This is a genomic window from Streptomyces sp. NPDC088194, assembly GCF_040702025.1.
Classification (GTDB): domain Bacteria; phylum Actinomycetota; class Actinomycetes; order Streptomycetales; family Streptomycetaceae; genus Actinacidiphila.
The window spans coordinates 80,773-104,738 of the sequence record NZ_JBFBIV010000015.1 but is presented as its reverse complement, the minus strand read 5'-3'; the positions used below and the strand labels follow the sequence as shown (position 1 = coordinate 104,738).

The 23,966-nt window shown below is 72.8% G+C and carries 20 protein-coding genes and 1 pseudogene; 12 read left to right on the top strand and 9 right to left on the bottom strand.

The window, feature by feature from the left end:
- Positions 1–80: 80 nt before the first annotated feature.
- From amcB to AB0399_RS11085, 4 genes are all read left to right on the top strand, one after another.
- Positions 81–1,283: a cyclophane-forming radical SAM peptide maturase AmcB gene (gene amcB / locus AB0399_RS11100; protein ID WP_366411052.1), complete on the top strand. Its 1,203-nt coding sequence runs from the start codon at positions 81–83 to the stop codon at positions 1,281–1,283.
- The gene (amcA, locus tag AB0399_RS11095; RefSeq protein ID WP_329370054.1) at positions 1,280–1,471 is read left to right on the top strand and encodes a multiple cyclophane-containing RiPP AmcA; all 192 of its coding nucleotides are present in this window, start codon (positions 1,280–1,282) and stop codon (positions 1,469–1,471) included. The genes amcB and amcA overlap by 4 nt, the downstream gene beginning before the upstream one ends.
- A gap of 80 nt (positions 1,472–1,551) precedes the next feature.
- Positions 1,552–2,238, top strand: a complete 687-nt coding sequence (locus tag AB0399_RS11090) for a pentapeptide repeat-containing protein (RefSeq protein ID WP_366411051.1) — start codon at positions 1,552–1,554, stop codon at positions 2,236–2,238.
- A gap of 138 nt (positions 2,239–2,376) precedes the next feature.
- Positions 2,377–3,525 (top strand): nucleic acid/nucleotide deaminase domain-containing protein, encoded by a 1,149-nt coding sequence (locus AB0399_RS11085; RefSeq protein ID WP_366411050.1) that lies wholly within the window; start codon positions 2,377–2,379, stop codon positions 3,523–3,525.
- 163 nt (positions 3,526–3,688) lie between these two features.
- Here AB0399_RS11085 and AB0399_RS11080 read toward each other — a convergent pair whose 3' ends face one another.
- Complete coding sequence (locus tag AB0399_RS11080; RefSeq protein WP_329370049.1) at positions 3,689–4,456, bottom strand: DUF899 family protein; 768 nt, start codon at positions 4,454–4,456, stop codon at positions 3,689–3,691.
- 227 nt (positions 4,457–4,683) lie between these two features.
- Between AB0399_RS11080 and AB0399_RS11075 the strand changes: the two genes are divergently transcribed.
- Positions 4,684–5,238: a GNAT family N-acetyltransferase gene (locus AB0399_RS11075; RefSeq protein ID WP_366411049.1), complete on the top strand. Its 555-nt coding sequence runs from the start codon at positions 4,684–4,686 to the stop codon at positions 5,236–5,238.
- 211 nt (positions 5,239–5,449) lie between these two features.
- On the opposite strand, the pseudogene AB0399_RS11070 reads toward AB0399_RS11075, so the two are convergent.
- The 5 genes and pseudogenes from AB0399_RS11070 to AB0399_RS11050 form a co-directional block, all read right to left on the bottom strand.
- A pseudogene (locus AB0399_RS11070) lies at positions 5,450–5,563 on the bottom strand (SAM-dependent methyltransferase); the annotation flags it as partial.
- Positions 5,564–5,594: 31 nt separating this feature from the next.
- Entirely contained in the window at positions 5,595–5,939 is a 345-nt protein-coding gene (locus AB0399_RS11065) for a VOC family protein (RefSeq protein WP_329370045.1), read from the bottom strand.
- A gap of 1 nt (position 5,940) precedes the next feature.
- On the bottom strand, positions 5,941–6,120 hold the full coding sequence (locus AB0399_RS11060; RefSeq protein WP_328463365.1) for a CopG family transcriptional regulator: 180 nt from the start codon (positions 6,118–6,120) through the stop codon (positions 5,941–5,943).
- Positions 6,121–6,219: 99 nt separating this feature from the next.
- Positions 6,220–7,365, bottom strand: coding sequence for a DUF4185 domain-containing protein (locus AB0399_RS11055; RefSeq protein ID WP_329370043.1), 1,146 nt, complete (start codon positions 7,363–7,365; stop codon positions 6,220–6,222).
- Between the two features lie 125 nt (positions 7,366–7,490).
- Positions 7,491–8,645 carry a glycosyltransferase gene (locus tag AB0399_RS11050; RefSeq protein WP_329370041.1) on the bottom strand — a complete coding sequence of 385 codons (1,155 nt, stop codon included), beginning with the start codon at positions 8,643–8,645 and terminating at the stop codon, positions 7,491–7,493.
- A 243-nt stretch (positions 8,646–8,888) separates the two neighbouring features.
- Here AB0399_RS11050 and AB0399_RS11045 point away from each other — a divergent pair, with 243 nt between their 5' ends.
- The 6 genes from AB0399_RS11045 to AB0399_RS11020 all read left to right on the top strand — a co-directional run bounded on the left by AB0399_RS11045 (position 8,889) and on the right by AB0399_RS11020 (position 17,601).
- Entirely contained in the window at positions 8,889–10,214 is a 1,326-nt protein-coding gene (locus tag AB0399_RS11045) for an alpha/beta hydrolase-fold protein (RefSeq protein WP_366411048.1), read from the top strand.
- Positions 10,215–10,332: 118 nt separating this feature from the next.
- Complete coding sequence (locus AB0399_RS11040; protein ID WP_328463373.1) at positions 10,333–10,740, top strand: YciI family protein; 408 nt, start codon at positions 10,333–10,335, stop codon at positions 10,738–10,740.
- 8 nt (positions 10,741–10,748) lie between these two features.
- The gene (locus tag AB0399_RS11035) at positions 10,749–11,891 is read left to right on the top strand and encodes a DUF6596 domain-containing protein (RefSeq protein ID WP_366411079.1); all 1,143 of its coding nucleotides are present in this window, start codon (positions 10,749–10,751) and stop codon (positions 11,889–11,891) included.
- Positions 11,892–11,985: 94 nt separating this feature from the next.
- Positions 11,986–15,297, top strand: coding sequence for a glycosyltransferase family 2 protein (locus tag AB0399_RS11030; protein ID WP_366411047.1), 3,312 nt, complete (start codon positions 11,986–11,988; stop codon positions 15,295–15,297).
- Between the two features lie 151 nt (positions 15,298–15,448).
- Complete coding sequence (locus AB0399_RS11025; RefSeq protein WP_329370035.1) at positions 15,449–15,931, top strand: VOC family protein; 483 nt, start codon at positions 15,449–15,451, stop codon at positions 15,929–15,931.
- A gap of 176 nt (positions 15,932–16,107) precedes the next feature.
- The gene (locus AB0399_RS11020; RefSeq protein ID WP_366411046.1) at positions 16,108–17,601 is read left to right on the top strand and encodes a hypothetical protein; all 1,494 of its coding nucleotides are present in this window, start codon (positions 16,108–16,110) and stop codon (positions 17,599–17,601) included.
- Between the two features lie 18 nt (positions 17,602–17,619).
- Here AB0399_RS11020 and AB0399_RS11015 read toward each other — a convergent pair whose 3' ends face one another.
- A complete protein-coding gene (locus tag AB0399_RS11015; protein ID WP_366411045.1) occupies positions 17,620–18,210 on the bottom strand; it encodes a TetR/AcrR family transcriptional regulator in 591 nt (196 codons plus the stop codon).
- Positions 18,211–18,337: 127 nt separating this feature from the next.
- On the opposite strand from AB0399_RS11015, the gene AB0399_RS11010 reads away from it, so the two are divergent.
- Entirely contained in the window at positions 18,338–20,524 is a 2,187-nt protein-coding gene (locus AB0399_RS11010; RefSeq protein ID WP_366411044.1) for an MMPL family transporter, read from the top strand.
- Positions 20,525–20,540: 16 nt separating this feature from the next.
- Here the strand turns inward: AB0399_RS11010 and AB0399_RS11005 are convergent, their stop codons facing one another.
- Positions 20,541–21,815, bottom strand: coding sequence for a hypothetical protein (locus AB0399_RS11005; RefSeq protein WP_366411078.1), 1,275 nt, complete (start codon positions 21,813–21,815; stop codon positions 20,541–20,543).
- 317 nt (positions 21,816–22,132) lie between these two features.
- Positions 22,133–23,818: a lipopolysaccharide biosynthesis protein gene (locus AB0399_RS11000; RefSeq protein WP_366411043.1), complete on the bottom strand. Its 1,686-nt coding sequence runs from the start codon at positions 23,816–23,818 to the stop codon at positions 22,133–22,135.
- Positions 23,819–23,966 lie beyond the last annotated feature (148 nt).

Sequence of the window (23,966 nt, the reverse complement as noted above, 5' to 3'; positions counted from 1 at the left end):
GACACGTCATGGTCGGTGACATCGCGATGTCACCGGGTCGACGTCATGGACCGCCGGATGCTTGAACCCTGCCCGTCCCGATGTGCCTCGGGACAGGACGAGGTCTCCGTCACCGCAGGGGAAGGACCGCGATGCGTACCGACACATCCGTCTGGCGTTCCCGCTACAACCAGTGGTTCGCAGCCCCGCAGACCGTGGTGGTTCAGCCCACCACCTGGTGCAACCTCGACTGCGCGTACTGCTACCTGCCCTTCCGCAAGCTCCACCGCACGATGACCCCGGAGGTCGCCCGGACCCTGGCGGAGTCGGTCGCACCGCTGGCCTCCGGCGGCCCGCCCCTGGGGATCGTCTGGCATGGCGGCGAACCGCTGGCCGTGGGGCCGAAGACGTTCACCACGCTGCTCAGTCCCTTCGAGGACATGCGCCGTGCCGGCCGTGTCCGCCACTACGTGCAGACCAACGCCACCCTGGTCACCGACACATGGTGTGATCTGATCAGTGCCCACGACATTCGGGTGGGGGTGAGCATCGATGGCCCGGCCGCGGCGAACACCGGGCGTGTCGACCTCCGCGGACGGCCGGCTTTCGACCGCATCCTTCGAGGCATCAACCGGCTGCGCGAGCGATGCGTCCCGTTCTCCGTGATCTCGGTGGTCGGCGCCGAGAACACAGCGACGCCGGAGGAACTACTGGAGTTCCTGGCGGGCCTGGGGTGTGAATCGGCGGGCGTCAACTTCGAGGAGATCGAGGGCGTCAACGCCGAGCGACGTTCACCCACCCCGCAACAGGCCGAAGAGTTCTGGCGTCGCACCCTCATCTGGACGCGGCATCACGGCGGCCGGCTGAAAGTACGGGAGCTCGAAAGGCTCTCCGAATACCTCCGGTTGATACGCGCCGGACAGCACTCCGAGTGGGACCGTCGCCGGCTCGACCCCATCCCGACCGTGTCCGCCGCGGGAGACGTGGTGCTGCTCTCTCCGGAACTCGGAGACACTCCCGACCCCGCTTACGGCGGCTTCCTGGCCGGCAGCATCCTGGAACAGCCGCTGACCGAGATCCTCCGCGGCGCGCACCGGCTGCACTACGTCCAGGAGTTCCTCACCGGCCTGGACCGCTGCCGATCCGGCTGCGAATTCTTCGACTTCTGCCGAGGCGCTCAAGCTGCCAACCGGTATTTCGAGAACGGCAGCCTCGCAACCACCGCGACCAACTACTGCCGGGTCTCCCGGCAGGCGCTGGTCACGGCCCTGTCCGTCCTCGCAGCGGAGGAAGATGCAGCATGACCCTCCTGGAACGACTGGCCGCGTCCGACACGTCCGCCGTGATGGACCTGATCTCCGCTCATGAGGTCTCCGCACCCGCGATCGTGGAGGCATCGTGGGACAACCGACCCACCTGGGACAACTGGGCGAAGAGCCCAGCGCCCTTCGACAACAGGCCCACCTGGGACAACTGGAGCAAGAGGAGCTGACCTGCCGTTGCCGGCGGATTCGCTGCCGGGTGGGCCGCCGTCGACGGCACGAGTACGGCTTCTCAGGGGAAGGCAGCGTGATGGACACCCGTACGATCCGCCGCACGAAGGTCGCTCTCCCGTCGCTGGACGAGCCCGGACTCGCCCTGTCCGACGTGACGTCGCTGGAAGACATGCACGGGCGGGTCAGCGGGTTCCGCTACGCCGACGCGAAGGTGCGCGAACTCGATCTGGCCGGTGCGCAGTTGGTGGAGGGGCGCGTGAGCGGGTGCACTGCCGAGCGCACGCGACTGGACGCGGTGAGGGCGGACTCGGTCGAGTTCAGCTGCTGCGAACTGCCGGCCCTGAGCTGGACCGGCAGCAAGCTCTCCCGGATCGTCTTCCGAGAGTGCCGGCTGATGGGCGCAGCCCTGGAGGGGCTGGCCCTCGACAACGTCCTCTTCGAGAAGTGCAAGCTCGACTACGCCACCTTCGCCCGCGTACGTGCCCTGGGTCCCGTGATCTTCTCCGGGTGCTCGCTCCGCGAGGCCGCGTTCATCGGGAGCGATCTGCGCGCCGCCCTGTTCGACGACTGCGATCTGCGGCTGACCGAGTTCGGCGACGGCACCTACCGCGGCCTGGACCTACGGGGCAACGACCTCTCCGCGGTGCGCGGCGTCTCGGCGCTCAAACGGGTGATCATCGACCGCGTGCAGATGCCTCAGCTGGCCGACGCGCTCGCCGGTGAGTTGGACGTCACCTTCGGAGCGGACCTGGACGACGTGTAGCAGGCGCGGCTCCCCGTACGGCGGGGTCGCGCCGGGAATGCCTGCCCGTACAGCCATCGGCTTCTGCCCCTGCATACCTGGACGGCGTGGCGTCGTACGCCTAGTAAGGAGGGGAGGTGCTTCACGAGGGGATCACGCATGCGCGACCACGCCGACATGGCGACCGAAGAACGCCGGGGCGTCACCCGCTCACCCGCGGGCGGGACGCGGCGGCCGCGGCATGCGCTGCTCGCCCTGCAACCCGCCGCCGGCAACGCCGCCGTCGTGCAGATGCTGCGCGAGGCCGGGCACCCCTGGGCGGAAGACGCGGACCAGAAGGACCGGCAGGACCGGCAGGACCGGTACGGCGGGCGGGCGGACGGGGCCGCGGTGCAGCGGGCTGCCGGGCCGGCCACCGGTGAACGGCAGAAGCGGCCGAGCCCGGGACAGGTGACGGCGCCGGACCTCGACCTGGCGGCCGGGCAGGAGGTCCACTCGGAGCTGGACGTCCCCACCCGCATGCTCAACCGGGTGGCCCGGGTCATGATGGGGGCGCACTACGCGGACGACGGGGGCCTGCCCCTGGGCCGGGCCGGAACCCCCCACCTGGCGCTGACCGTCATCGACGGGAAGGTGCACATCGCGGGCAACACCGGCATGTCCCAAGGGAAACGGGATGCCGCGCTGGGCCGCCTGACGGAGGCGCTGGCAGGCCCGGGCGGTCACGACGAGAAGAAGCTCGCGGCCCTGCTCAGCGGCGGATACGGCAAGCGGCACGCCGAAACCGGCGACGCGACGGCGCACGCGCATCTCGACGCCATCAAGAAGGCCGTGGCGGACCCCGAGAGCCTGACGTGGCACAACACCGTGAAGGCCCCCGGACCCAAGCAAGCGAAGGTCCACGGCGAGATGGCGCTGCTGGACGCGGTCGCCAGGTCCATGCGGGAGCGGCCGAACCCGCGCCCCGGGGAGCTTCAGGACTGGCCCATCGGCGGCCGGAAGCGGGACTGCATCGCCTGCCACTGGGCGCACGCCGTCTTCAACACCCACATCGCCAACGCGCTCGGGTACCGGATCGTGACGTCGGGCAGCCACGGCGGCTTCTTCCCGAACTGGAGGATGCCGGCGTGGATGGTCGACAACGCGGAGGCGAAGGCCGCGATGAAGCAGAAGGTGGAGAGCAGCGGCCACCAGGTCGAGGACGACGTCCTCCTCGGCATCACCGAGAAGGGCAGCACCCACCGGCTGAACCCTCCGCACCGCGGCGACGAGCCCTACCTGTCCGACTCCTCGGAGGACGAAGCGTGAACGCCTGACGGCACGTCACGACCCGGCACGGCCCCGGCCCGGCAACACGCGGCACAGCAACACGCGGCACGGCACGTCACGGCCCCGGTGCGGATACGAGCGTCGTCCTGGGAGCGGTGAGCCGGACCGGCCGCACCGCTCCCTCCCGGACAGCGAGCGCGCGTCAGTGGTGCTGCCCCTCGCGGCCGAGGCTCTCCTCGGGGGTCGCGCCGGGCCGGGTCCACTGCGGGGTGGGGCGGCCGGTCGGGCCCCAGGTGGCGTTCCCGTCGACATCCGTGCGCCAGTACCAGCAGGGCCCGTGGCCCTCGGGCCGGCCCTCCGGGTTGTCCTGCCACGCCTCGCCGCGGCCGTAGGGGGTCATGTCGAGCAGGTCGAAGGACCCGCTCGCGGCCTCGGTGCCGCGGCCGGTCGTGGAGTAGGTGAGGAACGTGCGGTCGCCGTCGCGCAGATAGGCGGTGAGGTGGCCCATCGCCCCGCCGATCGGTTCGGCCACGTCGCGCACCGAGTACCAGGGCTGGGTGTAGCCCATGAACTCGACGAAGGGGGCCACCTCGTCCCACCGGCCCGGCGTCAGGATGGCGAACGAGACACCGCGGGCGTTCAGATAGACGGCGTCCTTCAGGTGCCAGGCGGAGACGGTGCAGCCCTCGCACTGGCCCTGGTGCGGCGCGCCGTCCCACCACATGTGCTTGTAGACCAGCAGCTCGTCGCGGCCCTGGAACAGGTCGAGGAAGGGGACCGGGCCGTCGGGGCCGACGACCTTGACGGTCCCGTCGAACTCCACCATCGGCAGCCGGCGGCGGGCCGCGGCGATCGCGTCGCCCTCGCGGGTGTGGGCCTTCTCGCGGACCAGCAGCGCGTCGCGGGCGGTCTGCCAGGTGTCCATGTCCACGATGGGCGGGCGGGTCGGGTCGTCGGGCGAGGTCGTCATGGTGTCCTCCAGGGGTGTCCGGTGCCGGGCGGCGCCGTACGGCATGCGTCGGCGTGCGCCGGCGGTCACCAGAAGGGACTCGCGCGCCGGGCGAAACTCATCGCGGCGGCGGCAGAAGCAGCACCGGGAGCGGCACCAGGAACGGCTTTATCGCCGCCGCGGCCACGGGAGGGGCCCGCCCGCCCGGTCCGTTGCGGCGGGCCGTCCCACGAACGATCATGGTCGGCATGGCACGACCGAGGCAGATCATCGAGTGCGGGGACTTCGTCCTGCGACGCTGGCAGGGGCAGAGCGACTACGCCTCGGCGTTCACCTTGATCGAGGAATCCGTGGAGCACCTGCTGCCCTGGGAGCCGTGGGTCGCCCGCCACGGCGAGGCCGCCACCCGGGACTTCCTCGCGAAGGCCGGGACGAACTGGGCGAGCGGCGACGTGTACAACTACGCGATCGAGGCGGACGGCGGCGCGCTCCTCGGCATGTGCCAGTCCTACCGGTACGCCGACCCTCGGGGCCGGCGCCTGGGGTACTGGCTGCACCCCGCCGCCACCGGCCGCGGCATCGCGACGAGGGCGACGGCGGCCCTGGTCGCCGAGATGTTCACGCTGCCGGAGGTGGAGTACCTGGAGATCGAGCACGACATCGCCAACACCGCGAGCGCCGCGGTGCCGCGCCGGCTGGGCTTCACCGAACTCCGCCACGAGCAGGGCACGCCGCCCACGGCCGCCGCCGGCAGCGGGACCTTCGCGATCTGGCGCCTGGACCGCCCGAGCGGCATGAGCTGACCCCGACCCCGACCCCGCCCCGCCCCGCCCCGCCCCGCCCCGACGAACGGACCCGACCCCGAAAGACGGACCCGGCCCGTGCCCTCGACGCCGGGCGGTGACCACCAGCAGGTCCTCACCGCTCGACGGGCGGAGTCCGCCGGTCCGACCGCTGAATGAACGTCATCGCGAACATCGAGCCGGGGGCGAGCCCGGCGAGCCGGCGCGGGGTGGCCGCCAGCCGCAGGCCGATCCCGTCCTCGATCCCGTGGGGCGGCGCGTCGACCCGCACGTGCGACGCCCGCCAGAGGGCGGTCCGCACCCCGGAGCCGTCCGGCGCCCCGATACGGTCCGGCGCCCCGGGCTTCTCGTCGCCGTCAGCCCTTGGCGGGAGCCTGAAGGCTCCACAGCCGGCCGTCGGGGTCCCGGACGGTCATCTCCCTGGTCCCGAAGTGGGTCTCCTCGAACGGCGAGACCACCTCGACGGCGGGATCGGCCCGGAAGGCGTCCGCGTCCGGCACCTTCAGCACGATCCGCGTCTCGGGCTCACGGTCCTCGGGGACCTCGGCGACGAAGACGTAGGGACCGTCGCCGTTGCGGAGCTGACCGGAGTCGTGGTCGGTGGAGAACTCCAGCTCATAGCCCAGCGCCTGGAAGAACTTCGCCGTCCTGCCCCAGTTGTGGGTCGTCAGGAACACGGCCTCGATGCCCTCGGTCGTCATGTCAGCTCTCCTTCTCGGACGTCTTCCGCTGCTGCCCGTCGGTGTCGTCGAGGTAGGCACGCAGCGCGTCCGCGACCAGCGCGGAGAGGGACGAGCCCGACTCGATGGCGTGGTACTTGACCTGCTTGATCAGCCCGACCGGCAGGTACACGTTGAACTGCTTGACCTCTTCGCCACTCACAGGGCGATGCTAGCACCCTAGCCCACTAGCAAGCTAGCATCGCTCCATCATGCCATCACGCCATCACTCCAAGAGGCGCAGAACGGCCCCGCGCTCCCCCTACGCGTTGATGCCGTCGAACTGGCGTACCCAGTAAGGCGCCTGGCCCACCGTGCCGTTCCACTGCGACACGACAAGGGTGAGGGACGTCGCGGCGGGGCTGCCCGGGTGGATGTAGCCGCCGTACAGGTTGGGGACGGTCAGCGCGGTGATCTGGGGGACGGGGGTGCTCCACACCGCGTCCGGGCGGGGCGCGGTCCGGGTGCAGATCGCCCCCAGCACCACGTCGAAGTAGCTCATGCAGTAGGTGCCGTTGATGAGCTTCACGGAGAACTCGCCGGTGTTGTTGCCGGACAGGATGACCGACGGCGGCGCGGAGGTGGTCCACTGCCAGGAGCCGTCGAGGTAGGCCCAGTTCTGCTGGGCGCCGAAGTCGCCGTTGTGGAAGTCGCCCGGCTGGATGCGGAAGAGCTGGATCGCCCCGCCGTCGGCGGTGTTGTTGTGGGTGCCGTTCCAGCGCTTGGAGAAGATGTAGAGCCAGCCGTCGGGGTCGATTCCCGCGAACGACCACATGCCGTACATCGACTGGTTGACGCCCCGCACGTCACCGTCCCAGTGGTAGGGGAAGTCGGTCCAGGTCGCGCCGTAGTCGTCGGAGTAGGCGACACCGGACATCAGCGAGCCGTCGTACCCGGCGGGCGGGCCCCAGGTGGCCACGGAGGTGTACTGGATGTACGTGCGGCCGCCGAACTCGATGCAGTCGTTGGGGATTCGGCTGACCTCGGTGCCGTACCCGTTGTCCGCGTTGTGGGTGTAGTCGAACAACTGGGCTGCCCTGCCGCCCGGTTCGGCCCAGGTGAACGAGATCGGCGTCGCGCCGGAGGGGTCGAAGCCCGCCTGGTTCAGCATCACCGGTGAGCCGAGGTAGGTGCCGTCCGCCTGCTGCATTCCCGCCCACGAGTCGCCGAAGACGTAGCCCCAACTGCCGTCGTGCTCGCGGTGGTACGGGATGCCGAGGTCCCCGGAGCCCAGGCCCACCGCGCTCGCGGAGTCGCCGGGCTGGTCGCACAGCGGGGTGCCGGCCTGGGCCGCGGCGGCCGGAGCCGCACCGTACAGACCGGCGCTCAGCGCACCGGCGCCGGCCAGGGCGAACCCCGTACCGGCTTTGAGAACGGATCGGCGGCTCGGTCGTCCTGTGTGGGGCATGGGGCGGTCCTCCAACCGTGTCGGCTCCCGGTGCCCGCCGGCGCAGCCCGCCCCGGCGCACACGTCTTCTGGTCGAACGGTAGAGGGGGGACGGACGGCGGCGCGGCGAAACGGCGAGTCCCGCGCTACGGCTGCCGGGCGCCGACCCGGGCGTAGACGGTGAGGAGGTCGTCGACGACGGCGTCGAGGGAGAAGCGCTCCTCGACGAGTTGCCAGGCCGCGCGGGACGCGCGGGCGTTGGCGTCGGGTTCGAGGAGTTCGAGGATGGCGGCGGCGACGAGGGGGCCGTTGTCGGCGTCGGGGCGGCTGGGGGTGATGACGCCGGCGCCGGCCGCCTCGATGTCCGGCGAGAGCCCGCCGGTCGCGGCGGCGACGACGGGCACGCCGACGGACATCGCTTCGAGCAGGGAGACGGCGAACGGCTCGACCACGGACGGCAGGACGTAGACGTCGGCGTCGCGCAGGCGGCGCAGCACGTCGTCGTGGCCGAGCGGGCCGGGGGTCTCCAGGGCGTGCCCGACGCCGAGTTCGGCGGCGAGGGCGCGCAGCGGTTCGGTGAGTGCGCCGGTGTCGGGTCCGGCCAGCACGAAGCGGGCGTCGGGGTGGATGGCGAGCACCGCGGGCATCGCGGCGACGAAGTCCTCGGGCCGTTTCCGCTTCTGCACGCGCGCGAGGTAGAGGACCGTCGGCGGGCGGTCGCCGGTGCGCGGCGGGCGGCGGTCCTGCCGGACGACGCCGTTGACCAGGCGGTGGAAGGTGGTCAGCGGGGTGTCGGGGACGACCGCCTGGACGCCGTCGCGCTCCATGGCGGTGAGGTGCAGGATCGCGTCGGCCCGGCGCAGCACCCGTTTCATGCCGAGCAGGTCGACGGCCTTGGCGAAGACCTTCTCGGTGGGGTCGATCATGCCGTGCGTCTGGACCACCAGCGGCACCCCGGCCTCCAGGGCGATCAGCGCGAACGGCAGCGTGATCAGGTCCCGCATCAGGTGGACGTGCACCACGTCCGCGCCCTTGACCATCCGGCGCGCCTTCGCCAGCAGCCCCGGCGAGGTGATCCCGCTCACCTCGAACGCGGGCAGGAGGTGCCGGGCCTGGTGGACGAAGGACGGCACGCCTTCGAGTTCGGTCGGCAGCGGGCCGGTGAAGCCGTCGCCGAGCGTGGCGATCCGGGCGTCGACGCCCTTGGCCCGCAGCCCCCGCGACAGGTTCAGCGCGACCCTGGTCGGACCGCCGAAGTCGTTGGTGGGCGTGTGCAGGGTGACCACATGCAGGACTCTCACGTACGTGACGCCTCCCCCTGTGCTGCTTCCCCTGGTACGGCGCCCGCGCGCCGCCCCCGGCACCGTTGGGCGCCCCCGGGCACCGTCCGGACAGCCTAGCCGCGGGGGCCGTCCGGGGTAGGGCATCCCGGTGATCGGGGGGCGCTCGGGGACGGTTGGGACATCGTCACACTCTTCGCACGGAACGCACCGGCCCCCTCAGCCCTCTAGCACTGTGGAAACGGAAAGAGAAGGGGGAGCGACATGAACCTCACCAGTTGGACGACGGCGTACGTACTGGCCGGGCTGGCCGCCGCGTGCGTGGTGCTCACGGTGTGGACGTGGCCGCGCCTCGCACGCACCGGGTGGGCGTGGGTCACGGCCCGGTTCGCCGTGATCGGCGTGACCCAGCTCGTGACGATCACCGCGCTGCTCGCGGCCGTCAACGCCGACTACCAGTTCTACGGCTCGTGGAGCGACCTGTTCGGCACCGGCAAGACCGCCCCGGTCGCGCTCAGCCCGAACGCCTCCGGTACCTCCGTGGTCAGCCGGACCCCCCTGATCGAGCCCGGTGACACCTCGCTGCTCAAGGGCGTCAGCGGCATCCCGAGCGCGCCGGCCTCGGCGAACGGCCGGGTCGAGTCGGTACGGGTGATCGGGCGGCGCACCGGCGTGATCGACCCGGCGTTCGTCTACCTGCCGCCGCAGTACTTCCAGAAGGCGTACGCCCGCCAGCGCTTCCCGGTCATCCTGGCGATGAGCGGCTACCCGGGCAGCATCTACAACCTCGCGCAGGGGCTGCGGGTCTGGCAGATCTCCCAGCAACTGATGAAGCAGGGCAAGATGCAGCCGACGATCATCGTGGAGATCCGGCCGACGATCGCGCCGCCGCGCGACACCGAGTGCGTCAACGTGCCCGGCGGGCCGCAGACGGAGACGTTCCTGGCGAAGGACCTGCCGGACGCGCTCCGGGCCACCTACCGGGTGGGCCACAGCGCCACCGCCTGGGGCGCGCTCGGCTACTCCTCCGGCGGCACCTGCGCGCTCCAGCTCACCATGCGTGACCCGAACGTGTTCACCTCGGCGGCGGCGCTCTCCCCCGACTTCGTGATCAAGCAGGACATCACCACCGGCAACCTGTTCGGCAGCGGGATCTCCCGGCAGAAGCGGATCGACTCCCACGACCTGTTCTGGCGGCTGAAGCACCTGCCGATCCCGCAGGTGTCGGTGCTGGTCGCCGCGAGCAAGCACGGGGACGAGCACATCTACCCGAAGGCGCAGGAGTTCCTGCGGATGGCGAAGCCGCCGATGCGGACGGCGTCGATCTTCCCCGACCACGGCGTGCACAACTTCAGCACCTGGACGAGCGAGATGCCGGCGGCACTGACCTGGCAGAGCCAGCAGCTGATCTTCCCGCAGGACGTGGTGCCGTCGCACGCGGCCAAGGGCAAGGGCAAGCACAAGAAGACGGAGCTGCGGGCGGGCGGGAAACCGCTGTCGTCCACCACCGGACGGGGCAAGAAGCACTCGACGGACCAGAGCCCGCCCGCCCCCGGCGTGACGCCCACCCGGGACGAGCGGCGCCCGTAGGCGGTGTTGGGGACGTCCAGAAAAGAATTTCCGGCGGTCGTGTCGAGAACCCGCGGCGTGCTCCGTCCCCGGGGTGAGCGCGGCCAGAATGGGCCGCCCCGCACCAAGGAGAACCACCATGGCCAAATACCTGCTGCTCAAGCACTACCGCGGCGCCCCGGCCGCAGTGAACGACGTACCCATGGACCAGTGGACGCCGCAGGAGATCTCCGACCACATCGGGTACATGAACGACTTCGCGGCCCGGCTGGAGAAGACCGGCGAGTTCGTCGACGGCCAGGCGCTCGCCCCGGAGGGGACCTTCGTCCGGTACGACGGCGAGGGCCGGCCGCCGGTCACCGACGGCCCCTTCGCCGAGACGAAGGACCTGATCGCCGGCTGGATGGTGATCGACGTCGACAGCTACGCGCGCGCGGTCGAGCTGGCCGGGGAGCTGTCGGCCGCGCCCGGCGCCGGCGGGAAGCCGATCCACGAGTGGCTGGAGCTGCGCCCGTTCCTGACCGAGCCGCCCACCATCACCGAGTGACCGCCGACATGGACGAGGCCCTGCTCCGGAGCCTCACCCCGGGCGTGCTCGGCATCCTCGTCCGCCGCGGAGCGGACTTCGCGGCGGCCGAGGACGCGGTCCAGGACGCGCTGGTCGAGGCGGTCCGGGTCTGGCCGGCCGATCCCCCGCGGGACCCGAAGGGCTGGCTGGTCACGGTGGCCTGGCGGCGGTTCCTCGACGCGACCCGGGCGGACTCCGCCCGGCGCCGGCGCGAGGACCGCGTCGACGAGGAGCCGCCGCCCGGGCCCGCGTCCGCGGTGGACGACACGCTCCGGCTGTACTTCCTGTGCGCCCACCCGTCGCTGACCCCGTCCTCCGCGGTGGCGCTCACGCTGCGCGCCGTCGGCGGGCTGACCACCCGGCAGATCGCCGCCGCGTACCTGGTGCCGGAGCCGACGATGGCGCAGCGGATCAGCCGGGCCAAGCGGACCGTCTCCGGCGTACGGTTCGACCGGCCCGGCGACGTGGCCACGGTGCTGCGAGTCCTCTACCTGGTCTTCAACGAGGGCTACTCCGGCGACATCGACCTCGCCGCCGAGGCGATCCGGCTCACCCGGCAGCTCTCGGCCGCGATCGACCACCCCGAAGTGGCGGGGCTGCTCGCGCTCATGCTGCTGCACCACGCCCGCCGCGCGGCCCGGACCACGCCCGACGGCAGCCTGGTGCCGCTGGCCGAGCAGGACCGCGGCAAGTGGGACACCCGGGCGATCGCCGAGGGCGTGCAGATCCTCCAGGCGGCCCTCGGCCGCGACCGGCTGGGCGAGTTCCAGGCCCAGGCCGCCATCGCGGCGCTGCACGCCGACGCGGCCGTCGCGGAGGAGACCGACTGGGTGCAGATCGTCGAGTGGTACGACGAGTTGGTGCGGCTGACCGACAGCCCGGTGGTCCGGCTCAACCGCGCCGTCGCCGTCGGCGAGGCCGACGGCCCCCGGGCCGGCCTGGCCGCGCTCGCCGACCTGGACGACTCCCTCCCCCGCCACACCGCCGTCGCCGCCTACCTGCACGAACGCGACGGCGACCGCTCCACCGCGGCCCGCCTCTACGCCGAAGCCGCCCGAAAGGCCCCCACCCTCGCCGAACGCAACCACCTCACCCGCCAGGCCGCCCGCCTCAACACCGGTGGCCGCTGATGCCGCCGGGCCGGCGCGGCCGAAAGGAGACCAAAGCGCACATACAGGACGGTCATTCGATAGCGAGTTTCTGCACCATTTCCTGGAGAACAGCGTGTCATTGCAGGTCACCGTCATCGTGCCCACCTACAACACGGGTGCACTGATCGAACCACTCATCGCCGCACTGAAGAGCCAGACCATGGCACGCGCCGACTTCGAGGTGCTGTTCGTCGACGACGGCTCGACCGACTCCACCCCCGACCGCCTGGAGGAACTGGCCGCCGCCGACCCGCTCTTCCGCGTGGTGCGGCTGGAGAACACCGGCTGGCCGGGACACCCGCGCAACGTGGCCGTCGACATGGCGCGCGGCGAGTACGTCCAGTTCGTCGACCACGACGACAGCCTGGGCCCGGAAGCCCTGGAGCGGATGTACGCGGTGGGCCGCCGCAACGGCTCGGACATCGTGATCGGCAAGGTCACCATCACCCACCGGCTGCGCGGGGCCCCGCAGGCGCTGATGAGCCGCAACCGGGAGTCGGTGACCTACCGGACCGCCCCGCTGCACGACAGCCTCACCGTGCACAAGATGTACCGCACGGCCTTCCTGCGCGAGCAGGGCATCCGCTTCCCGGTGGGCCACTACGTCGGCGAGGACCTGCTGTTCATGGTGCCGGCGGTGCTGCGCGCCGCGTCCGTGTCGATCGTCGGCGACTACCCCTGCTACTACTACCTCGAACGCGAGGACGGCGGGCACGCGACACCCGACCGGCTCGACCCGGACTCCTACGCCGGCAACCTCCGCGAGATCTTCGACGCGCTGCTCGCCGAGACCGAGCCGGGCCCGGTCCGCGACACGTGGCTGCGCCGGTTCTGGCGGGCCGACATGGTCAAGTACCTCAGCGAGCCGATCTTCCCCGCCTACCCCGACGGCGACTACCGCGACCGGCTGGTGGAGGCGCTGCGCTCGGTCGCGGCCGACTACCTGACGCCGGCGGTCCACGACGGGCTCGTCGGGCTGGAACGCGTACGCGCCGACCTGGTGCGGGCCGCCCGCACCGCCGATCTGCTCACCCTGGGCCGCCGCGCCGACACCCTGCGCGCCGACGCGACACTGACCGGCGCCTCCTTCCACCGCGAGCGGCTGCGCCTGGAGTTCGAGGCGTCGTTCGGCTACGGAGACGAGGGCACCGCGCTGACGGTGGAGCGGCGCGACGGCAGGTACCTGCTCGACCCACGACTGACCGAGGGCCTGGGCCGGGGCCTGGAGCCGGGCCTGGGCCTGGGCCTGGAGCCGGGCCTGGAACCGGGCCTGGAACCGGTGGACCTCACCGACCACCTCACCCGCTTCCGCGTGGACGTGCTGCTGCGCCACCGGGGCACCGCCGTGAAGTGGATGCTCCCGCGGGACGTGGAGGTGGTGTGGGAGGAACTGCCGCCGCGCGCCGACGGGGTGGAGCGGCTGCGCCCGGTGATACGGGCGACGGCGACGGTGGACCCGCGCCGCGCGGCCGGCGGCAGCCCGCCGGACGCGGGGGCCTGGGAGGTCCAGGTCCGCGTGCTGGGACCGGGGCTGGACCGCACCACGGACCTGACGGCGCCGGCCGGCGGGCCGGCCGTGCCGACCGCGGCGGTGGGCGGGCTGCGCGTCGGCGCCGCCCCCGAGGAATCCGCTGCGCGGGGCGCGGCGGGGGCGCCCGGTGGCGGCGCCGCCGATGGTGGCGGTGCGGCTGCCGCGGTCGTGCTGCTGGTGGAGCCGGGCCACGAACCCGCGCTGCCGGCCGGCCCCCGGGTCAGCGTCATCGTGCGGGCGGGCGACGACGCCGGGCAGGTGGCGGCGAGCCTCGCGTCGGTGGCCGCGCAGGACTGGGCGGAGGGCGCCGTCGAAACCCTCGTCGCGGCCCGCCCCACCGACGCCGTACCGGAACCGCCGCCCGCGGGCGTACGCGTCGTACGGACCGGGGCGGACCCGCGCGACACGGCGGCGGCCGAGGCCCGCGGCGCGTACCTGCTCTTCCTCCGCGCGGGCGACCGGCTCGCCCCCGAGGCGCTGCGCCGCCTGTACGCGTACGGCCTGGAGCACGACGCCGACGTGGTGGCGGGCCGGCTGGCGGGCGCGAAGGGGCGGCCGGTCCCGCAGGAGCTGTACGCGCGCGACCGGCCGGACGCCAAGCTCAGCCGGGACCCGCTGGGCGACAGCCTCACCACGGACAAGCTCTTCGACACCGCCATGGTGCGCCGGCACGGCCTGCGGTTCGGCTCCTGCGCCGCGCCCTTCGACGATCAGGCGTTCACCGTGGCCGCGCTGCTGCGCGCCCGCCGCACCGCCGTCCTCGGGTCGTACGTCTGCTGCTCCTACGCGCCCGCGCGGAAGCCGGCCGGTGCGGCGCCCGCCACGCCCGCCACGCCCGCCATGCCGACCACTCCGGCCGCGTACTACGCGGGGCTGCGCGAGGTGATGGCGGCGGCCGACGCGCTCACCGCGCCGGGCGCGGCCCGCGACCGGCTGCACCGCCGTTGGCTGCGGGTGGAGGTGCTGGACCGGATCGGCGGCGCCCGGCTGCTCGACGCGGACGAGGCGGAGCGGGCGGCGCTGCTCGCCGAGATCAGGCGGACCCTGGAGGAGAGTGCGTCCGCCACGGCCGCCGAGGGGCTGCCGGCCCACCAGCGGCTGACGCTGGCGCTGGTGCGCACCGGGCGGACCGATGATCTGGTCGAACTCGTCCGCTGGGAAAGGTCGTTGGCCTGCCTGCCGACGCTGCTCGACGTCGCCTGGCGGGCGGACGGCACGCTGGCGGTGACGTTCACCGCGACCCTGGTGGCCGACGGTCGGCCGGTCGAACTCGTCCCGGGACAGGAGCGGTTGGCGCCCTCCGGGGTGTCGCCCGAGCTGCACCGGGCTTTCGGGGAGCGGGAGTTGACGGGCGCGGCCTGCGCCGAGCGGGCGCGGGCGACGCTGGTGCTGCGGGAACGGGAGACCGGGGCGCGGTATCCGCTGGAGACCGACTGCACGGTGGAACGCGTTTCCGCGGGTGCCGGTGGGGACGTCGGGAACGGTGGGGACGGTGGGGACGTCGGCGTCGAGACCGTGACGGTGTCCGGCACCGCCGTCCTCGACCCGGCGAGCGTCGTGTCAGGACGGCCGCTCGCCGACGGGGCGTGGGACTTCCATGTCCGGCTGGCCGCCCTCGGCTGGACGAAGACGGCCCGGCTCGGCGGGCGGCGGGCGCCGGAGCTGGTCTCGCCCCCGGCGGCCCGGCCGCACCCGGCGGGTGGCGAGCGGACCGTACAGCCGTACTGGACGAAGGGCGGGGAGGACCTGTCCGTGCGCGTGGGGCGCGGCGCGCCGCCCTCGGCCGGCCCGGCGAGCGGCGGCCGCACCCCGCTGGGCGGGCTCGTCCGCAGGCTCCGCGGCAGGAAAGGCTGACGACGCGGGCGGCGCACCGCGGCGCCGTCTTCCGCGCGGCCGATGAGTTTCGCGGCGCCGGACCGTCCTAAGGGGTGCAAGGACGCGACGGCGGGACGACGGCGCGGCGGCATCCGCTGCCCGCCACCCGCGTACGACCACGGAGGAAGCGATGACCAGCGGAAAGCTCACCACGTGTCTGTGGTTCGACGGCCAGGCGGAAGAGGCGGCGGACTTCTACCTGTCGGTGTTCAAGGACTCCTCGCGCGGCTCGGTCGCCCGCTACACGGAGTCCGGGCCCGGTGAGACGGGCGCGGTGATCACCGTGGAGTTCACGCTCAACGGGCAGCAGTTCCTCGGGCTCAACGGCGGGCCGCAGTTCACCTTCAGCGAGGCGATCTCGTTCCAGATCGACTGCGCCGACCAGGCCGAGGTCGACTACTACTGGTCCCGGCTGACCGAGGGCGGCGGGCAGGAGGGGCCGTGCGGCTGGGTGAAGGACCGGTTCGGGGTGTCCTGGCAGGTCGTGCCCAGCGTCATGAGCGCGCTGCTCGGCGACCAGGACCGGGAGAAGGCCGACCGCGCGATGGCGGCGATGATGAAGATGGGCAAGCTCGACATCGCCGCGCTCCAGGCGGCGTTCGACGGTTCCTGACCCGGGCGGGGATCGCGGCGCCGGGACTTGGACGGGACAGGTCCGCGAACGGTGCGGGGCCCCGAACGGTGCCGGGCCTGAACGGTGCCGGGCCCTGAACGGTGCCGGGCCGACCCTCGCGTACCCGCCCCCTCCCCCGCCCGCGCGGCCTAGACTCGCGCAGGGGAAGGGGGGCCATGGCGCTCGACGTGTCGCGGGAGGCGCGGGCCACGCAGGACCCGCGGGCCGCGCCACGGGTCGTACTGTCGCGAGCCGTGCTGTCGCGGGCGCTGGCCGTACCCCTGGTGATCTCCGTCGTCGTGCTGCTGCCCGGCTACGTCCTGACACAACCGGGCCCCGGCCTGCGCGACACCGGGTTCTGGCTGCAACTGGCGCTGACCTGCTACGCGGGCGGGCGGCTGTGCGCGATGGTGCTGAGCCGGCGGCGGCGCCTCGTACAGGGCGCGTTCTGGCTGTTCGGCTACGTGGCGATGGGGGTGGCGCCGCTCGCCCAGGAGGTGATCGGGCAGGTGCCGACCCCGGTGGTCGGTACGCGTTCCGACACGGTGCTGGCGATCTCGCTCACCCTGGTCGGCTGCGTCGCCTACGACGTGGGCGCGCTGGCGGCCCGCTTCCAGCCGCCCGACCGGTTACGGCGGCCCCGCCCGCAGGCGCAGGTGGCCCGGCAGCGGCTGTGGCTGCTGATCCTCCTCGCGTACGCCGGCAGCGCGCTGTGCATCGTCGAACTCGGCGGCCCCGCGGTGTTCTTCACCAGCCGCCAGGACATCAGCGAGACCGTACAGGCCAGCGGGTTGACCGGGGCCGGCGGTGACAGCCACGTCGGCTCGGCGTTCATCCGCGGGTTCGGCACGGTGCCCGCGCTGCTGGCGCTGCTGATCCTGATCCGCTGGATGACGACCTCCCGCCGGGCCCGCCGCAACCTGCCCGCGCTGGTCGCGCTCGGCGGCCTGGTCGTCATCAACGTCATCGTCAACAACCCCGTCTCCAACCCGCGTTACTGGTTCCTGACGGTGGTCTTCTCGATCCTGTTCACCGCGTTCCCGCGCAGCCCCGCGGTCTATCGCACCGCGCTGGTCGGCGGGGTCGTCGCGGCGCTGCTGCTCTTCCCGTTCCTGGACCGGTTCCGCTACGACTCGGGCGGCTACCACCCGGTGCAGTCCACCTCGGTGCTCGACCCGCTGACCATCAAGGACTACGACCAGGTCGGCATGTTCGCCAACACCCTCACCTACGTGGAGTCCGGCACCGGGCACACGCACGGGCGCCAACTCGCCGCCGACGTCTTCTTCTTCGTGCCGCGCTCGGTGTGGCACGGCAAGCCGCTCGACTCCGGGGTGCTGGTCGGCCGCTGGATGGGCATGACCAACACCAACCTCTCGTCCCCGCTGTGGGCCGAACTATGGCTGGACTTCGGCCCGTTGGGCATGACCGGCGGTTTCCTTCTGCTCGGGTACGCCTGCTCGCGGATCGACATCCGCTACGCGCGCCGCACCTCCGAGGGCAGCCGCCCGGGCACGCTCGCGGCCGTCGTGGTGCCGATGGCCGCGGGCTACTCCTTCATCCTCCTGCGCGGCCCCCTCCTCCAGGCCGCGGGCCGCATCGGCATCGCCCTGCTCTGCCTGGCACTGGTCGCCACGTTCACCAGGAACCCCCGCCGAACGCTGCGCTAGCCGTGTTGCCGTGTGAGGTCAGCTGTCGCGGGCGGCGCTGATCATCCTGCGCAGGTAGCGCATGAACCGCTGGTGGGGCTCGTGCGGGACGCCGTTCTTGAGGGCGGTGGTCACGTACTCGCCGATGGCGGAGCTGATGGCGGCGGTGACGACGGGGAGGAGGGGGTCGTCGGGGGCGAGGCCGAGTTCCGCGAGGAGGGCGGGTTCGCCGGATTGGCTGGCGGCGGCCGAGTGTGTGCCGGAGACGGCCTGCAGAGTCGGGTTGGCGTCGTACATGGCGGCCACCAGCTGCGCCAGTTCCGGATCGGTGGTGTCGGCTTCGGCGAGCATCCACCGGTCGATGGCCTCGCTGAACGACAGGTCGGGGTGCGCCTTGAACACCGCGGTCACGTGCGTGGCGATGTCGTCGGCGGCCGACGTCGCGATATCGATCTTGTTGGGGAAGTACATCCGCACGGTCCGGGGAGCGACTTCGGCCGCCTCGGCGATGTCGGCGATGGTGGCACCCTCGTAGCCGCGCTCGGTGAACAGGCGCAGCGCGGCCCGCTGGATGGCGGCCCGGCGCTTGGCCTTGGACCGTTCGCGGAGCGACGTCACTGCTTCAGCCATGGCGGGAGTATAGCAGGGGCGGCATATTTGCCACTCAGGATAAGTTTGCCTATGGTGGCAATCGAGGCGGTGGTGGGGGACGCGACCGCTGCGCCCCCCTTTCCTGAGACGAGCAAGGAGTCCCGCCTTGTCCACCTACCTGTACCGCCTTGCACGCTGGTGCTTCCGCAACCGCTGGAAGACGCTGGCGGCGTGGGTGGCGGTCGTCGTCGCGGCGATCGTGATCGCCGGCGCGAGCGGCGGCAAGACCACGGACACGGTCACCATCCCCGGTACCGAGGCGCAGCAGACCCTCACCCTGCTGAAGGAGAAGCTGCCCGCCGCCTCCGGGGCCTCCACGCAGGTGGTGTTCGCGGTCAAGGACGGGAACATCACCAGCGCCGGGAACCAGGCCGCGATCGACCGGGCGGTCACCGCGCTCGGCAAGGTCAGCCAGGTCACCAGCGCCTCCAACCCCTTCCAGGCCAGGACCGTCTCACCCGACAAGCGGATCGCGCTGGGCACCGTCACCTACGACGCGCAGGCCGCGGAGGTGAAGAGCGGCACCCTGGACCAGCTGGACCCGGCCGTCTCGGCCGCCCGCGACGCAGGAGTGCAGGTGGAGTTCGGCGGCTCGGTCTATCCCAAGGCCGCCGCCGGAGCCAGCTCCGAGGCCGTCGGCATCGGAGTCGCGCTGGTCATCCTGTGCCTGACGTTCGGCTCGCTGGTCGCGGCCGGCCTGCCGATCGTCACCGCCGTGTTCGGACTGGTCACCACGATGATGGGGATCACCGCGCTGTCCGCGGTCACGGACATCGCCGCCGCATCGACCTCGGTGGCCACCATGCTCGGCCTGTCCTGCGGCATCGACTACGCCGTGTTCATCCTGGCCCGCTACCGCACCTTCCTCCTGGAGGGCCGCGACCCCGAGGAAGCCGCCGGCCGCGCGGCCGGCACCGCGGGAAGCTCGGTGGTCTTCGCCGCGCTGAGCGTCATCATCGCCCTGTGCGGACTCGCGGTCGTCGGCATCCCCTTCCTGACCACGATGGGCCTGGCCGCAGCCGCCACCGTCGCCCTGGCCCTGCTGGTGGCCCTGACCCTGGTACCCGCCGTCTTCGGCATCCTCGGCAGGCGCGGAGCGGCCCGCTTCAGCCGCCTGCCGCTGCTGCGGCGCGCCCAGCCGGCCGCCCGCACCGCCGCCACCGACCCCGACAAGCTGGCCGGCACCCGCTGGGCCCGCTGGGTCGTCCGCCGCCGCGTCCCGGTCCTGGCCATCGGCGTCATAGCCCTGGGCGGGCTGGCCATCCCGGCGGCGAGCATGGACCTCGGCCTGCCCGGCAGCAGCGCCCTGCCCACCAGCGACACCTCCCGCCGCGCCTACGACCTGACCACCGAGCACTTCGGTCCCGGCTACAACGGCACCCTGACCGTCGTGGCCGACGACGTGGCCACCACCGGCCAGGCCCAGCAGATCAGTGCCGCGATCAGCAAGGTACCCGGCGTCGCCTCGTCCTCGGTCGCCGTCACGACGCACGACATGGCCCTGATCAACGTCATCCCGACCACCGGCCCCAACGACGCCGCCACCACCGACCTCGTCCACCACATCCGCGACCAGCGCACCACCCTGGAGGCCGGCACCGGTGCCCACCTCTTGGTCGGCGGTGTCACCGCCACCAACATCGACGTGTCCGCCAAACTCGCCGACGCCCTGCCGACCTTCCTGGTCACCGTCGTCGCCCTGGCGTTCGTGCTGCTCACGTTCGCCTTCCGCACCATCATCGTGCCGATCAAGTCCATCCTCGGCTTCCTGCTCTCGGCGGGCGCGGCGTTCGGCGCCCAGGTCGCCGTCTTCCAGTGGGGATGGTGCAAGAGCCTGCTGGGCATCGAGCCGACCCAGACCCTCAGCTTCCTGCCCGTCATCCTGCTGGCGATCATGTTCGGGCTGTCCAGCGACTACGAGGTCTTCGTCGTCTCGCGGATCAAGGAGCAGTTCAGCAGGACCGGCGACGCCCGCCGCGCGGCGGTCCTGGGCACCGGGCTGTCCGCCCGCGTGGTCAGCGCGGCCGCGCTGATCATGGCGTCGATCTTCGTGGCGTTCATCTTCGCTCCCGATCCGACCACCAAGGAGATCGGCTTCAGCTTCGCCGTCGGAGTCCTCGTCGACGCCTTCGTGGTCCGCCTCACCCTGGTCCCCGCCGCCATGGCGATCCTCGGCGCCAGGGCCTGGCACCACCCGCGCTGGTTCGCCCGCTACGTGCCGGACCCCGACATCGAGGGCGAGCGGCTCGACGACAAACTCGACGACAGCAAGCAGCACCTCGCCGGCGTCTGACCGCAGCCGCCCGGCTTCAGGCAGAACCGGCCGACAGGTCCTCCGGAGCCGCGGACCCGCCCGGGAGGGGGTCGGAAGTGACCCTCCTCCCGGGCCTACGGCGCTCGGCGGTGATGCGCAGCCACAGCGCGATCGCCTTGAGCGCGGAGCCGAGGGCGAGGCCCCAGGCGGCGCCGAGCACGCCGTCGAGGCGGTAGCCGCCGAGCATGAAGAGCACCGAGGCGAGGGAGAAGACCACCTGGATGGGGAGGGTCGCGCGCGGCCGCAGCACGCGGAGGGTCAGCAGGGCGCTGGTGCCGAGCGCGATGCACGCGTACTGGCTGCCGGAGGCGGGCAGCAGCCCGGAGGACGCGGCCCAGGTGTCGCCGAGCAGCGCCCGGCCGGCGTGGGCGGGCAGCAGCATGAGCACGGCCGTCCACGCGGTGGCGACCGCGGCGAGCGCGACGGCGAGCACGGCGGTGGCGCGCACCTTGCGCGTGGTGCCGCGCACGCGGTTCAGCAGCGGCGGCCCGAACGCGGTGGCCGAGTTGAACAGCACGTTCATCGGCCCGAACAGGGTGGTCGCGCCGCGCAGGGCGCCCACCGCGAGCGGCGCCGCGAACAGGCCGAGGCCGACCACGGCGAGCTGGCTGGTGGCGTTGCCGACGCCGAACTCGACCACGAACCGCTGCCCGAGGTGGCCGCGCCGGACGTACGGCCTGATGTCCACCGGCGGCCGTACCTCGCCGGGCGCGGCCCGCAGCCGGCTCCGCAGCAGCGCGGCGCCCACCAGCAGCGCGGGCACCCCGGACACCCCCCACACGGCCACCAGCCGTACCGCGCCCGCGCCGTGCGGCTGCACGGCCAGCGCGGGCACCGCGACCAGCAGCCGTACGGTGTCGGCGGCCAGCGCGAGGTGCGGCAGCCGCAGCGCGGAGAAGCAGTACCGCATGCCGTCCTGGGTGAGCACCACCGGCAGCACCAGGCCGAGTACGGCCAGCCCGCGCGCGGTGGAGCCGGGGACGAGGAGCAGCCCGGCGGCCATGCCCCAGCCGAGGACGGCGGACGCGGTCGCGGTGAACGCCACGGCGGACCGGCAGGCGGCCCGTACCCGGCGCGAGCCGCGCTCCAGCACGAGGGCCTGGCCGACGTAGGAGACGTTCACGCCGAGCAGCACCGTGAAGACCATGTAGACCATCGAGAACACCGCGAAGCCGGCCGCCGTGGAGAGCCGGGCGGCGACCACCAGCACGATGATGTTGGTGAAGGCGGCGACGCCCTGGTCGGCGACGGAGCTGACGACGGCGGCCAACCCGCGGCGCCTGCCGCGCGGCCCGTCCGGGTCCGTGCCGGCGTCCGTGTCGCTGTCGTTGTCGGTGCCGCTGTCGGTGCTGACGTCGGTGCCGAAGTCGGCATCGACGGCCAAGTGGGCTTGCCGGTACGGGACTTCGACCAGGTCCGGGGTCTCGGCGAGCCCTTCGTACGGGGCTTCGCGCGGATCGCCGTACAGGTCGTCGTAGGGAGCGTCGTAAGGACTGCCGGACGCGTTGCCGTAGGAGGCGCCGTACGGGGCAGCGCGCTGCGGGGGTTCGGCCCCGGGGGCCGCGGCGGGCCGCGGTCCGGGGCCGGTCAAGGGACCGGGTGGCGCTCCGGGGCGGCGGGGAAGGGCTCGGTGGGCGCGACGTCACGGGCGGAGGCGGGCGCGGCGGCGCGGCGGCCCGAGCGCGGGCGGCCCGGCAGGAACCGGGAGCGGCCGGGCGCGGCCGGGGCGCGGTGCAGCACCGCACCGAGTACGGCGCCGCCAGCCCCCGCGACCAACTCCCTGACCCGGGCCAGGTCTTCGCGGCGCACCTCGGCCGGGTCGCAGACCACGACCACGCCCTCCACCCGGTCGGCGAGCGCGAGCGCGTCGGCGTAGGACAGCACGGGCGGGGCGAGGACGACCACGACGGTGCCGGGGTCGTCGGCCTCGGCGAAGAGCCGGCCGGCCTGGCCGGAGGTCAGGGCGCGGGCCACGTTGGGTACACGGCGGCCGGGCACGAGGTCGAAGGAGCCGTACTCGCCGGTGTCCACCGGCAGTTGGAGCCCGGCGGGCCAACCCCCTTCGGCCAGGCCCGGGGTGCGGGCCCAGCCGGGGCGGCCGGGGTCGGCCGAGCGCAGCCGCCCGGACAGCGACGGGGTGCGCAGGTCGGCCTCGACGAGCAGCACCTCCTTGCCCATCTCGGCGAAGGACGCGGAGAGGTTGACGGCGACCGCGGCCGCGGTGTCACTGCTGCCGCGCGGCTCCACCACCAGCAGCCTGCGGCGTGCGGCGAACCGCCGGTCGTGGCTGAGCCGGAACGCGATCGCCCGGTACTCCTCGGCGAGCCGGCCGGTGGACTGGCCCTCGGCGAGCAGCGGTTGGGGGCCGGCCGGGCCCTGCCGGCCGCGGGGGCCGCGGCGGCCGCGCCCGCCGGGCAGGGTGCCGAGCACCGGTGCGTCCATCACGCGGGTGACCTCGCCCGCGGAGCGCGGTCGCGGGTCGAAGACCAGCCGCAGCCACGCGGCGAGCAGGCCGAGCGCGAGTCCGACGGCGGCGCCGAGGCCCAGCATCAGCGTCGTCCCGGGGCCGGTCGGCGCGTCCGGCACCGCGCCGGGCTTGATCACCACGCCCGGGGTGGTGTCGAGCGCCCGTAACCCGCTGATGTCGCCGTTGAGTTCGGTGATCCGGCTGAGCAGGTTGGTCTGCACGGACACGAGGGTGCCGATGACCTGGCTGTCGGTGGTGGCGTCTATCTGGTCGAGCAGGTCCTTGCGCTGCTTGACCAGCGGGTCGAGCTGGTCCTGGTAACCCTTCACCATCTTCTTGATGGTGGCCTTGGTCGCCGACTCCCGGTCGTTCAGGTAGGACTTGGTGAACGCGTTGACCCACGCGGCCGCGTCCTCGCCGTCGGGAGCGGCGCAAGTGAAGCGCAGGACGAGCGTGTTGGGCGGGTTCGTCACCTGGAGGCAGTGCTGGAGCTTCTTGACCGGCTGCTTCACCTCCTTCGCGGCGGCCTCGGCGACGGTCGTGCTCATCGCGGACTGGCGCTCGGTGCCGATGTCGATGCCCTTGTCGGGCGTAGCGCCCGCGGCGAACGGGTCCGCGGTCGCCGCCCGCACCATCACGGAACTGCTCGCGGCGTACGTGTTCGCGCCGCCCAGGGCGAGGAAGGCGCCGCCGGCCAGGCCCACCACCAGGCCGGCCGCGATCAGGCCCTTGTACCGGACGATCTGCCGTACCTGGTCGCGGACGAGGTCCACGTCCTCGCCGTCGTCCCGCAGTTCACCGCTCACGGCCGGCCCCGCCTTCCCCCGCGGGCGCCCCCGCGGGCACCTCCGGCTCCTCGCTCCCGGCGACGGCTTCGGGGTCCGCCTCGCCCGTTTCCGTTTCCGGGCCCGTCTCCGGGCCCGCGTCGGAGTCCGCCTCGCCCGGTCCCGCGAC